Annotated in this window: 9 protein-coding genes; all 9 read left to right on the top strand. The window is 65.5% G+C overall.

Going from position 1 to position 13,272, the window contains the following annotated elements; genetic code table 11:
- Positions 1 to 70 precede the first annotated feature (70 nt).
- The 9 genes from RTQ46_RS09295 to lolD all read left to right on the top strand — a co-directional run bounded on the left by RTQ46_RS09295 (position 71) and on the right by lolD (position 13,263).
- Positions 71 to 3,553, top strand: coding sequence for an SdrD B-like domain-containing protein (locus RTQ46_RS09295; protein ID WP_312436082.1), 3,483 nt, complete (start codon positions 71 to 73; stop codon positions 3,551 to 3,553).
- 106 nt (positions 3,554 to 3,659) lie between these two features.
- Positions 3,660 to 4,337 carry a PEP-CTERM sorting domain-containing protein gene (locus RTQ46_RS09290; protein WP_312436081.1) on the top strand — a complete coding sequence of 226 codons (678 nt, stop codon included), beginning with the start codon at positions 3,660 to 3,662 and terminating at the stop codon, positions 4,335 to 4,337.
- A gap of 203 nt (positions 4,338 to 4,540) precedes the next feature.
- On the top strand, positions 4,541 to 6,721 hold the full coding sequence (locus tag RTQ46_RS09285) for a type I secretion system permease/ATPase (RefSeq protein ID WP_312436080.1): 2,181 nt from the start codon (positions 4,541 to 4,543) through the stop codon (positions 6,719 to 6,721).
- Positions 6,718 to 8,031: an HlyD family type I secretion periplasmic adaptor subunit gene (locus RTQ46_RS09280; RefSeq protein ID WP_312436079.1), complete on the top strand. Its 1,314-nt coding sequence runs from the start codon at positions 6,718 to 6,720 to the stop codon at positions 8,029 to 8,031. The genes RTQ46_RS09285 and RTQ46_RS09280 overlap by 4 nt, the downstream gene beginning before the upstream one ends.
- On the top strand, positions 8,031 to 9,329 hold the full coding sequence (locus tag RTQ46_RS09275; protein WP_312436078.1) for a TolC family protein: 1,299 nt from the start codon (positions 8,031 to 8,033) through the stop codon (positions 9,327 to 9,329). The genes RTQ46_RS09280 and RTQ46_RS09275 overlap by 1 nt, the downstream gene beginning before the upstream one ends.
- 48 nt (positions 9,330 to 9,377) lie before the next feature.
- Positions 9,378 to 9,722 carry a hypothetical protein gene (locus tag RTQ46_RS09270; RefSeq protein WP_312436077.1) on the top strand — a complete coding sequence of 115 codons (345 nt, stop codon included), beginning with the start codon at positions 9,378 to 9,380 and terminating at the stop codon, positions 9,720 to 9,722.
- Positions 9,723 to 9,860: 138 nt separating this feature from the next.
- Complete coding sequence (locus RTQ46_RS09265) at positions 9,861 to 11,138, top strand: lipoprotein-releasing ABC transporter permease subunit (protein WP_312436076.1); 1,278 nt, start codon at positions 9,861 to 9,863, stop codon at positions 11,136 to 11,138.
- 117 nt (positions 11,139 to 11,255) lie between these two features.
- Positions 11,256 to 12,515: a lipoprotein-releasing ABC transporter permease subunit gene (locus RTQ46_RS09260; RefSeq protein ID WP_312436075.1), complete on the top strand. Its 1,260-nt coding sequence runs from the start codon at positions 11,256 to 11,258 to the stop codon at positions 12,513 to 12,515.
- A gap of 16 nt (positions 12,516 to 12,531) precedes the next feature.
- Positions 12,532 to 13,263 (top strand): lipoprotein-releasing ABC transporter ATP-binding protein LolD, encoded by a 732-nt coding sequence (lolD, locus tag RTQ46_RS09255; RefSeq protein WP_312436074.1) that lies wholly within the window; start codon positions 12,532 to 12,534, stop codon positions 13,261 to 13,263.
- Positions 13,264 to 13,272: the final 9 nt, after the last annotated feature.

Below are 13,272 nucleotides of genomic sequence, written 5' to 3'. Positions count from 1 at the left end.
TTGCCATTTTCCATGGCCCGGCTCAGTGCAGCCCGGCACACAGCACTCCTGCCCAACCAGGAGCAGCTGCATGACCACCTACAATCTGTCCACCACCGTTCACGTCTGCGAAGATGTCAACAAGGATCTCGATATCCGCGATTTGCTGGCGCAGGCCGGCTACACCGCGAAGGGCGCGCTCAATATCGAAGATTTCGTCGTGATCTTGCCGGACGATACCGAGTCGGAAGGCAATACGCCGCTGTTCGGCATGCTCGACGCCGATACCGTCTATGTGCGTCCCGGCGAGTGGGCCGCCAATTACAACGGCAGTTTCACCACGATCCAGGTCATGGTCGACAAGGGCGACGGCGACATGATCCAGTTGACGCTGCAGGTGGTGATCGACCCCGTCAACGATGCGCCCGATGCGGCCGACAAGACTTTCACGCTGGCCGACGGCGGCAGCGTGGTGCTGGCCGAGAGCGACTTCGGCTTCCATGACGACGTGGAAGGCAATGCCTTCAAGTCGGTGGTCATCACCAATCCGACCAGTGCCGGCCAGGTGCTGCTCAATGGCGTTGCCGTCGTGGCCGGCACCGAGATTGCCGTGGAAGATATCCGCGCCGGCAACCTGGTATTCGTGCCAAGCCAGACGGCCGCCGGCAATTTCGACCTGGGTTTCAAGGTGCGCGACGATGGCGGCACCGAAGGCTGCAATGCCCAGGACCTGAGCGCGCCACATTACCTGACCTTTGTCGTGCCGCCGGCGCACCTGGGCGACTTCGTCTGGGAAGACAAGAATGCCAATGGCGTACGCGATGAAGGCGAAGCCGGCATTGCCAACGTGGTGGTGCAACTGAAGGATGCCACCGGCGAACTGGTGGCCACCACCACCACCGACGCCAACGGCGCCTATCACTTCGACGTCAATCCGGGCACCTATTCGGTCACCGTGGTGACGCCCACCGGCTATACGCCGACCCTGCAGCAGCCCGGCAATACCGGCAGCAGCGTGGTGCCGGTGACGGTGGCGCCGGGCGAGACCGACCTGAGCCTGGACGTCGGCATGTACCGCGGCGCCGAGCTGGGCGACCGCGTCTGGTTCGACACCAACAAGAACGGCGTGCAGGACGCCGGCGAAGCAGGCGTGGCCGGCGTCAAGGTGATCCTGCTGGACGCCGCCGGCAAGGCCGTCGGCAGCCCGCTGGTCACGGATGCGAATGGCAACTACCTGTTTACCAACCTGAAGCCGGGCAGCTACAGCGTACAGTTCGACAAGACCACCTTGCCTGCCGGCTATGGCTTCACGGCGCCGTCGCAGGGTACGGACGGGCAGCGCGATTCCGACGCCGACGCCGATGGCAAGACCGGCCAGGTGCTGCTCGCTTCCGGCGACAGCCACCGCGACCTCGATGCGGGCCTGGTCAGCACGAAAGTCGCGCAAGCCACGCTGGGCGACCGCGTCTGGCATGACGCCAACATGAATGGCGTCCAGGATGCGGGCGAAGCGGGCATCGCCGGCGTGACGGTCAAGCTGAAAAACGCGGCCGGCACGGTGATCGGTTCGACCGTCACCAATGCCAGCGGCTATTACAACTTCAATGTCGATCCGGGCACGTATTCGATCGCGGTGGTGGCGCCGAAAGGCTATCTGGCGACCGTCAAGGACGCCGGCGGCAACGACACGCTCGACAGCGACATCAATGCGGCCGGCAACAGCAGCCAGGTCGCGGTCGCAGCCGGACAGAATGTCAGCCATCTCGACGCCGGCCTGTACAAGACCGCCTCGATCGGCGACCGCGTCTGGTACGACACGAACGGCAATGGCGTGCAGGACAAGGGCGAAGACGGCGCGGCCTGCGTGACCGTCAAGCTGTACAACGCGCAAGGTGCGGTCGTGGCGACCACCACCACCGACTCGTGCGGCAACTATATCTTTACCGGCCTGGCGCCGGGCAATTACTACCTGGGCTTCGTGCCGCCGGCCGGCTATGGCTTTACCAAGGCCGATGTGGGCGGCTACGCCACCGATTCGGACGTCAATCCGGCCACCGGCATGACCACCACCATGATCACGCTGAAATCGGGCGACAGCCAGATGGAGTGGGATGCCGGCCTGGTCAGGAAAAACACCGCCTCGATCGGCGACCGCGTGTGGGAAGACAAGAACTACAACGGCGTGCAGGATGCGGGCGAAGTGGGCGTGGCTGGCGTGAAAGTCAACCTGCTCAACGCGAACAACCAGGTGGTTGCCACCACCACCACGAATGCCAGCGGCAATTATCTGTTCGACAAACTGGCGGCCGGCAGCTACAAGGTGGAAGTGGTGCGTCCGTCGGGCTTCTACTACACCAAGTCGAACCTGGGCTCGGACAGCAGCGACTCCGATGTCGACAGCAGCGGCCGTACCGGCCTGATCAACCTGGCTGCCGGCCAGAACGCCACCAGCTGGGATGCGGGCATCTACCGCAAGGCCAGCATCGGCGACAAGGTGTGGCGCGACGTCGACCACGACGGCGTGCAGGACGCCAACGAAGCGGGCATCGCCAACATCAAGGTGCAGCTGTATTCGGGCAGCGGCCAGTTGCTGGCGACCACCTACACGAATTCGAGCGGCAACTACAAGTTTGCCGACCTCGATCCGGGCAGCTATTCGCTCAAATTCGACAAGACCAATGTCATGCACGCCGGTTATTCGATGAACAGCTGGCGCTGGGGTGCGAAAAACGTCGGCAGCAACGACAATATCGATTCGGACGTCAACAGCGACGGCTCCTACGCCAACGTGGTGCGTACCGATGTGCTGCAGCTGAGCTCGGGCCAGAATGACATGAGCTGGGACGCCGCCATCACGCCGATCGTGATCGACCTGAACGGCGACGGCGTGCACACCATCGCCCGCGAAAACTTCCACGGCAGCTTCGACCTGCTGGGCACCGGCCACGCCATCCAGACCGGCTGGGTCTCGGCCCAGGACGGCCTGCTGGCCATCGACAACAATGGCAACGGCAAGATCGACAGCATTTCCGAGCTGTTTGGCGGCAACGAGAAGGGTACCGGTTTCGCCAAGCTGTCCAGCTTTGACTCGAACGGCGATGGTGTCGTCGACGCCCGTGACGACCGCTTTGCCGAACTGCGCATCTGGCGCGACGCCAACAGCAACGGCGTGACGGACGACGGCGAGCTGCTGTCGATGCACGACGCTGGCGTGAGCAGCCTGACGGTGTCGTACACGGAAGTGCCATTCCTCGACGCCAACAACAACCTGCACCTCGAGCGCAGCAGCGCCACGCTGGCAGACGGCAAATCGGTCGACATGACGGACGTGTATTTCAATGTCGACGCGAAAGACGCGGCTGCGGCCGGTGTCACGCTGCCGAGCATGGCCGACCTGCTGCGCGACGACCAGTCGCTCGACGTGGTGCTGGGCCAGGACGGCACGGTCACGACCGTGGCCGCCGCGCCTGCCGCCACTGTCGACGCCGCCACAGCGACCTGTGCGGTAGCGGAAGCGGCCGAAGTATTGCGCCGCGCCATGGCACACGCACAGCCCCAGGAAATGGCTGCCTGATGTCCTGTTTTACCAGGCCGCATCCGCCTGGCTGATGTGTTCGGCGCCCCTGTCCGCAGGCGGCGCCTCCCCAACCTGATAACGATTGAATAAAATGAAAAAATCCATGCACATGATCATCCGCGCCGGCGTTGCCGCAGCTGCGTTCACCCTGGCCAGCGGCAGCGCCCTGGCAACCCCGGTTCTGCCGACAGCCAATCTGAGCGCCACCGGCGCCGGCAGCCAGATCGTCACCACCGCCACCAATGGCGCGTTCGGCAACGGCAGCGCCATCACTGCGGTGCTGTGGACCGTGAATTACAACAGCAACACCTTCCTGGCGTTCTGCCTCGATCCGAAAGTCGCTGTCGCCAACCAGGCCAACAGCTACAGCAGCAGCGTCTTCGCGGCGTCCGATTCCATCAAGCGCCTGTACGAAAATTATTATGAGGCCGCCACCACCAATATCGCCGGCAAGAGCTATGCCGCATTCCAGCTGGCGCTGTGGGAACTGAACAATGACAACAGCAATCTGCTGGACGGCGAGCTGAAATTCCGCAACCTGAACAACGCCTACGTAAAAGAGGCGGACGCCATGCTCAAGGTTGCCAACGGCAGCGGCGCCATCAAGAACACCTACAGCTATACCAGCCTGATCAGCAAAGACCCGGCCAGCGACAAGCTGACGTCGCAAACGCTGCTGACCATCTCGCCGGTGCCGGAAGCGCAGACCTGGGCCATGCTGGTTGCCGGCCTGGGCCTGCTGGGCTTCATGTCGCGCCGCCGCAAGGCCGGCCAGGCCTGATTGCCTGCCGCGACAGGACGTGGCAACCGCTGCGGCGCATTCTGACGATGCGCCGCAGTTTTTCATTTTTACAACACCCATCTGACTGGCTGATCTTACTATGGCACAATATTGCTGCAGGCCATCGCAACCGATGCGCGGCCTGAATGACAGCGTTCTGCTGCCAGCGGCAACTGCCCAGAATCGGATTTGAGCTTCCCTCCATGACTCCCTCTTCCCCCGCCGCTGGCGCATCTGCATCCGCCACGGCCCGCGTCAGCGACGCCATCGTTTTCCTGGCACGTTTTTTTGGCACCACCGTACAAGCCGAGCGCCTGCGCGCGGGCATGGCGGGGCAGGGCGGCAATCCGCTCGATCCCGACCAGCTGGCGCAAACCTTCGCCCATGCGGGTCTGGCCGGCACCGCGCTGGCCGCCGGCCAGGCGCGCCGCGCCACCGAAATGCCGGCCCTGCTGATCAATGATGCAGGGCAGGTGCTGGTGATCCTGGCCATCAGGGGCGATCGCCATGAGTGCCATGTGCCCGGCATCGATGGCACGGCCTGGCATGATGCCGCCACGCTGGCGCAGGAAGTGCCAGACGGGCGCTGGGTGGCGGTGCGGCCGGTCCTGTTTTTCGACCAGCGCAGCCTGCTCTACAGCATGCCGGAAGCGGGGCGCTGGTTCTGGGATGTCTTCAACCGCAACCGCTGGGTGCTGCGCTGGGCGCTGCTCGGCACGCTGGTGCTCAATGTCATCAGCGCGCTGGTGCCGTTCTATGCGATGGCCGTGTACGACCGCGTGATTCCGAACAACGCCACGTCCAGCCTGTGGGTGCTGACGGTGGCGGTGGTGGCGCTGACCGGTTTCGAGCTGGCGCTGCGCCTGTTGCGCGGCGAGCTGGTGGAAACGGCGTCGCGGCGCATGGATGTGGCGCTGTCGGCCAGCATCTTTGCGCGTTGCCTGCGCCTGCGCGCGGCCAGCCGGCCGGCGTCGGGCGGCACGCTGGCCAACACCGTGCGCGATTTCGAGTCGGTGCGCGAATTTTTTGCGTCGAGCACCCTGACCGCGCTCGGCGACGTGCCGTTCCTGCTGCTGTTTTTGCTGGTCATCGCGCTCGTCGGCGGCTGGCTGGTGCTGGTGCCGCTGGCGGCCATTCCGATCCTGCTGCTGGTGGCGTTTGCCTCGCGCGGCGCGCTGTCGCGCCATGTGGCCGCCTCGATGCAGGAAAGCGGCCAGCGCACGGCGCACCTGTTCGAAACCATGAACGGGCTCGACACCATCAAGGCGCTGGGCGCCGAAGCGTGGAGCCGGCGCAAATGGGAAAGCCTGACGGTGGCGATCGCCGCCAACAGCGTCGAGACGCGCGAGATCGTCAGCCGCGTCAATTACATCAACACCGCGGTGCTGGCGCTGTCCGGCACCGCCGTGGTGGCGGTCGGCGCATTGCTGATGGGCGAACACCTGCTGACGCTGGGCCAGATCATTGCGGTGAGCATGCTGACCGGCCGCGCGCTGGCACCCGTCAGCCAGATCGCCGGCCTGGTGATGCGCTGGGAACAGACCAAGCTCTCGTACCAGGCACTCAACAAGATCATGGAAGCGCCAACCGACGACGACGCGGCCAGCCTGCAGGCGCCGCCGCTGTCGGGCCGCATCGAGTTTCGCGACGTGGGCTTTGCGTATCCGCACTCGCCGCCGCTGCTCGACAAGCTGAACCTGGCCATCCGCGCCGGCGAGCGCGTCGGCGTGATCGGCAAGCTCGGTTCGGGCAAGAGCACCTTGCTGCGCCTGCTGCTCAACCAGTATGGCCCGCAAAGCGGCAGCGTGCTGTTCGACGATCTGTCCAGCACCCAGCTCGATCCGCTGTCGCTGCGCCGCCAGATCGGCTATGTGCCGCAGGACGTCACGCTGTTCCACGGCACCTTGCGCGAAAATATCGAACTGGGCCGCAGCGCGCCCGACGATGCGGCGCTGCTCGACGCGATCCGCCTGGCCTGCCTGGACGACATCATCACCCAGCTGCCGAACGGCGTGGCGACCGAAGTGGGCGAGCGCGGCGAACGCCTGTCCGGCGGCCAGCGCCAGGCCGTGGCGATGGCGCGCGCCTTGCTGGCCAAGCCGCCGATGCTGCTGCTCGACGAACCGAGCAGCATGTTCGACCCGGCCACCGAGCAGCGCCTGATCGCGCGCCTGCGCACGCTGCAGGACACCACCATCGTGCTGGTGACGCACCGCATGGCCATGCTGGCGCTGGTGGACCGGCTGATCGTGTTCGACCGGGGCCGCATCGTGGCCGACGGGCCGCGCGACGAGGTAATGCGGGTGCTCAACGCCCAGGCGGCCAAGCCTGCGGCAGCCAGCCCGCCTGCCAGCGCCACCGCCATCGAAGGAGCCTCGGCATGAGCGCCCCGAACGCCCGCCCGCTGCCGCAAGGCCATCCCGATCCCGAGCGCGAACCGCGCCGCATCATCATGCACATGGTGCTGCTGATCGCCATATTGATCGCCCTGACCCTGGCCTGGGCCGTGTTTGCCCAACTCGACGTGTCCGTCAATGGCCGCGGCGCCATCACGCCGCCCACGCATTTGCAGGAGGTGCAAAGCCTGGAAGGCGGCATCGTGCGCGAGATGCTGGTAAAGCCCGGCCAGCAGGTGCACCGCGGCGATTTGCTGCTGCGCCTCGATACGGCCCAGTACGACGCCAGCCTGGGCGCCAGCGTGCAGAACCGCCTGGCCGCGCTGGCCGGGCGCGCGCGCCTGGACGCCTTGCTGGCGGGCGGCACGCCGAAGTTCGACCCGGCCTGGCAGCAGGAAGCGCCCGAGCTGATTGCCAAGGAAAGCCAGTTGTGGCGCGACGGGCAGCGCGAGTTCGCCTCCGCCACGGCCGCCGCGCGCGAGGGCGTGGCGCGCCGGCGCGGCGAACTGGCCGAAGCGCAAAGCCGCATCGCGCAACTGGAAACAGGCCTGAAGATTGCGCTGGAAAGCCTGGCCATCGAAGAGCGCCTGTTCAAGGAAGGCGCCGGCTCGCGCGGCGACTACCTGAACGCCCAGCAGCGCGTGCAGCAGCAGCGCACCGAACTCGATGGCTTGCGCACTTCCATGCCGCGCCTGCAGGCCACGCTGGCCGAGGCGCAGGCGCAGTCGGGCGAAGTGGAAGCGCGCATGCGCGGCCAGTGGGGCGCCCAGCGCAGCGAATATGAAACCAAGGCCGGCGCGCTGGCCAGCACCGTCAAGGGCCAGCAGGACCAGGTCAGCCGGCGCGACATCACGGCGCCGGTCGATGGCGTGGTCAACCGCGTGCTGGTGGCCACCGTCGGCGGCGTTGCCTCGCCCGGCAAGCCGATCCTGGAAATCGTGCCGGCCGACTCGGAAGTGCTCATTTCGGTGCGCGTGAAACCGGCCGATATCGGCTTTATCCACGTGGGGCAGGGCGCCTCGGCCAATGTGCTGGCGTATGACGCCACCACCTATGGCCGCATGAAGGCGCAGGTGGTGCGGGTGGGCGCCGACGCGATCCCCGACGAGCGCAACGAGCCGTATTTCGAGGTGCAGCTGAGCACCGACCGGCGCCAGCTGACGGCGCACGGCAAGGTGCTGCCGGTCACGCCCGGCATGCCGGTCGATGTCGGCATCCTGACGGGGCGCCGCTCGGTACTGCAATATGTGTTCAAGCCGGTGCTGCGCGGCTTGCAGTCTTCGCTGCAGGAGCGGTGATGCGCACGGTATTCATGCTGATGGCGCTGCTGTGCGCCGCTGCGCCCGCGTGGGCGCAGACGCCGGCCACCCTGTCGGTCGAGCCGGTCGGGCCAGCCGCCAGCCGCGGCTTGCCGCTGCTGCTGGCGCGCGCCGTGCCGCGCGATCCGCAAGTGATCGCCGCGCAGGCGGCGCTGGCCACCGCCGAGGCGCGCTACAGGCAGGCGCGCTCACGGCTGTTTCCGAACGCGGGCCTGCAGGCCACGCGCGGGCGCAGCAAGGACCTCGACGGCGCGCTGGAAGTGGAACGCCGCACGCACCAGGTCGAGGCCAGCGTGCGCTGGAATGTGTATAACGGCGGCGCCGACCGCGCCGAAATGGATGCCGCCGAGCGCGACTTGGCGGGCGCCGCGTTTGACGTGCAGCGGGCCAGGTCCGAGGCCGCGGAAAAGCTGGCCGAAGCGTATTTCGACGTGCAGCGTCTCGACCGCAGCCTGCGCCAGTCGCAGGAACGGCTGCAGGAAATCACCCTGCTGGTCCGGCAGGTGGCGCGCCAGGCGGAACTGGGCAAGTCGTCCGAAGTCGACCGCGAGCTGGCGCAAAGCTCGCAGCTGGACGCCGAACTGGTGCAGGACAGCCTGCTGACGGACCGGCTGTCGGCGCAGATCAAGCTCGATGCGCTGGCGCAGGAGCCGGTGACGCAGTTTGCCGAGTTCGCGTTCGCGCCGCTGCCGGCCCGCGTGCTGGCCGATGCCGATGCCGGCAACGAGCAGTTGCGCGCGGTGCGCGAACGCGCGGCCGCCGCGCAATTGCGCGTGCGCAGCGTGGCCGCCACGCTGGCGCCGAAAATTGATCTCGATGTCAGCCATCTGCTCAATAACAAGACCACGCCGCCGCCGTCGACCATCCAGCAGCACGGCTGGTCGGTCGGTGTCAGCTGGGAGTTTCCGCTCGGTGGCGGCAGCCTGGCGCAGCGCGACGAATCGGTCAGCCGCGCCACGGCGGCCGAGGCAGAGGTCGCGCGCGCCGAGCAGGGCACGCGTGCCGACCTGGCCAGCACGCCGGCGCGCATCGCCAACGCGCAGCGCTCGCTGGCCCTGCTCGACGAGCAGGAGAAGAAGATGGGGTTCGTGGTGCGCGGCGGGGCGATCCAGTATGAGGCGGGACGGCGCAACCTGCAGCAGATCATCCAGACGCGCGACAGCTATTTCACGATCCAGCAGCGCCGCATCGATCAGTTGCACCGCCTGCTGCTGGCACAGATGCGCCAGTACGCGCTGGCAGGGCGGCTGTTGCAGGTGTTCGGCCTGGCGCAGTAAGATGTCTTGCGCATCATAAACTGCATCCATGAAGAAGGAGTCGCTGCAATGAAATCGCATGTAATGCTGGCCGGTCTGTTATTGCTGGCGCAATGGTCCGCGGCCAGTGCGGCGGACCCTGTCGCGCCCGCGCCATCCCACACGGTGTTCACGCTGTACGACGACGGCGGAGAGCATTTTCCGCAGGCGTGCGGCAAGGCCGGCGCGCTGCCCGGCAAATTCAAGCGGCTCAAGCGGCTGTACGACCAGAAGGACTATCTGGGTTCGGTGCAGACGCAGTTTGCCGACCAGAACGCGGCCGGCATTGACGCCTGGGACCATTTCTTCCGCTCCGCCAGGGCGTGCGAAAAGGCGCGGCTGCAAGTGGAAAAAGCGGCGTCCGCTGGCGGTTGACCGTTTTTTATCCGTTTGCGCGCCGTTTTCCGTCTTCCATGTGGCGCCAGCGTGCCGTGTTTCACGCATGAAATGATGATTATGTGGCACACTGCGCGCTCGCCTATCATCGTTGTCGCGGGAGCGCATACGTATCACATGAGTATCATCAAACAATTACCTTACGAGTGGCAGGTCGGCGTGCGCTATACGCGCGCCGGCAAGCGCAGCGGCCGCAACAGTTTCATTTCCTTTATCTCCATGATTTCGGTGGCCGGCATCGCGCTGGGCGTGGCGGCGCTGATCGTGGTGCTGTCGGTCATGAACGGCTTCCAGAAGGAGGTCACCGACCGCCTGATGTCGGTGCTGGCCCATGTGGAAGTATTCGATACGCGCGGCGCCATGCCGAACTGGCAGGAGCAGGAAAAAGCTGCCTACAGCAACCCGCAGGTGAAAGCAGTGGCGCCGTTTGTCGAAACCCAGGGCATGCTGCTCAACGACGAAACCATGCGCCCGTCGGTGGTGCGCGGCGTGCTGCCGCAGCAGGAAGCGAACGTATCGAGCGTGGCGGGGCAGATGAAGCAGGGCCAGTTCACGTCCCTCACGCCGAACTCCTACAATATCGTGCTGGGCATCGACCTGGCCAGGGCGCTCGGCGTCGAAGTCGGCCAGAACGTGACTTTGATGCTGGAACGCGAACCGCGCGCCGGCGACTCGCTGCAGACCATGGTGATGCCGCGCATGCGCGCGCTGAAAGTGTCGGGCATATTTGAAGCCGGCCACAATGAACTCGACGCCAGCCTGGCGTTCGTCAACATGCAGGACGCCGAGCAGCTGCTGATGCTCGACGGTCCGTCGGGCCTGCGCTTGCGCCTGCACGACATGAACCAGGCGCCGCAGGTGGCGCGCGAACTGAAGGCATCGATGCCGGGCGAGCTGTGGATGCGCGACTGGTCGCGCGCCAGCGCCAGCTGGTATGCGCTGGTGCAAAGCCAGAAGAACATGATGTTCATTATCCTCAGCATGATCATCGCGGTGGCGGCCTTCAACCTGGTGTCGACGCTGGTGATGTCGGTCACCGACAAGCAGGCCGACATCGCGATTCTGCGCACGCTGGGCGCTTCGCCGTTCTCCATCATGAAGATCTTCATGATCCAGGGTGCGCTGGTGGGTCTGCTGGGCAGTGCGCTGGGCGTGGCCGGCGGCGTGCTGCTGGCGCTGAACGTGGGCGTGATCGTGCCGTTCATCGAAGGCATCTTCGGCCTGCACTTCATCTCGAAAGAGATCTACCAGATCAGCGCCGTGCCCTCGGACCTGCACTGGGCGGACGTGGCGCAGATCGGCCTGATCGCGTTCGGCCTGGCGCTGGTGGCGACCGTCTATCCGAGCTGGCGCGCGGCGCGCGTCAAGCCGGCCGAAGCGCTGCGGTATGAATAAGAAAGTCAGCCCTGCAGCAAAAATCGGGGTGGGACCCTCCGGGTCCGACCCCGGCACTTCGCCGTTGGGTCAGCACGCTGGCATGTCGCTTACACAAGAATCAATCACATCAAAAGCATGTTAAAAAATCTTCCCTTCGAATGGCTGGTGGGCCTGCGCTACACGCGGGCCGGCAAGCGCAGTGGCCGCAACAGTTTTATCTCGTTTATCTCGCTCATCTCCATGGCCGGCATCGGCCTCGGCGTGGCGGCGCTGATCGTGGTGCTGTCGGTGATGAACGGCTTCCAGAAAGAGGTCACCGACCGCATGCTGTCGGTGCTGGCGCATGTCGAAGTGTTCGACAACAGCGGCAGCATGCCCGACTGGCGCGCCGAAAAGGCCGAAGCGTTCAAGAACCCGGCCGTCAGGGGCGCCGCGCCTTTTGTTGAAACACAGGGCATGCTGCTGCGCGACGATGCGCTGCGCCCGGCCATCGTGCGCGGCGTGCTGCCCGAGGAAGAGCCGAACGTGTCGGACGTGGCCGGCCAGACGCGCATGGGCAGCTTCAAGGCGCTGCAGCCAGGCACCTTCAATATCGTGCTGGGCATCGAGCTGGCGCGCGCGCTGCGCGTGAACCTCGGCGAAAAAGTCACGCTGATGCTGGCCCAGGGCCAAGTCACGCCGGCTGGCGTGCTGCCGCGCATGCGCAGCTTTACCGTCAGCGGCATCTTCCAGGCGGGCCACAACGAATTCGACGCCGGTCTCGCCTTTATCAATATCGAGGACGGCCAGCGGCTGCTGCGCCTGGAAGGGCCGTCCGGCCTGCGTTTGCGCCTGGCGGACATGAACCGCGCGCCGCAGGTGGCGCTGGAACTGAAAAAATCGATGCCGGGCGACCTGCGCCTGCGCGACTGGTCGCAGCTGAACGCCAACTGGTTTGCCGCCGTGCAAACGGAAAAGCGCATGATGTTCATTATCCTGACCCTGATCATCGCGGTGGCCGCCTTCAACCTGGTGTCGACGCTGGTGATGACGGTGACCGACAAGCAGGCCGATATCGCCATTTTGCGCACGCTGGGCGCTTCGCCCGGCTCGATCATGAAGATCTTCATGATCCAGGGCGCGCTGGTCGGCATCCTCGGCACTATCCTGGGCGTGGCCGGCGGCGTGCTGGTGGCGATGAATATCGACGTGATCGTGCCGTTTATCGAACACCTGCTGGGCGTGCAGTTCCTCTCCAAGGACATCTATTTCATCAGCACCGTGCCGTCCGACCTGCGCTGGCCCGATGTCACCAAGATCGGTGTGCTGGCCGTGATCCTTGCCTTCCTGGCGACCCTGTACCCGAGCTGGTGGGCCGCGCGCGTCAAGCCGGCCGAAGCCCTGCGCTATGAATAAACCATTGATGACTACCATGACCGATCTGAATAAAAACACCGTTTCCACCAGCGCCACCGGTACCGCTGCCGCCGTCCTGTCCTGCCGCGGCCTGGGCAAGACCTTTACGCAAGGCAGCTACAAGGTGCAGGTACTGGCCGGCATCGATATCGACGTCCATCGCGGCGAACGCGTGGCCATCGTCGGCGCTTCCGGCTCCGGCAAGTCGACCCTGCTGCATCTGCTGGGCGGGCTCGATACGCCCACCAGCGGCAGCGTCACTTTGCTCGGCAAGGACTTTGCCAATTTGAGCGAAAAGGCGCGCGGCGACCTGCGCAACGCCTCGCTGGGCTTTGTCTATCAGTTCCACCACCTGCTGCCCGAATTCTCGGCGCTGGACAACGTCGCCATGCCCCTGATGATACGGCGCATGAAACGCGCGCCGGCCACCGACCTGGCGCAGCAGATCCTGGCGCGCGTCAACCTGGCCAGGCGCGTCACGCACACCCCGGGCGAACTGTCGGGCGGCGAGCGCCAGCGCGTGGCCCTGGCACGCGCGTTGGTCACGCAGCCGGCCTGCGTGCTGGCGGACGAGCCGACCGGCAACCTCGATCACGCGACGGCCGAACAGATTTTCGACCTGATGCTGGAACTGTCGCGCACCCTGGGTACGGCGTTCGTGATCGTCACGCACGATATCGAACTGGCCAAGCGCTGCGACCGCGTGCTGCGCCTGACCGACGAAGGGCTGCAGCCTTACCAGTATTAAGAGGACCAG

The organism is Janthinobacterium sp., from assembly GCF_031995485.1.
GTDB lineage: Bacteria > Pseudomonadota > Gammaproteobacteria > Burkholderiales > Burkholderiaceae_D > Janthinobacterium.
Note: the sequence above shows the minus strand (reverse complement) of the source record. Positions and strands in the feature narration are given on the sequence as shown.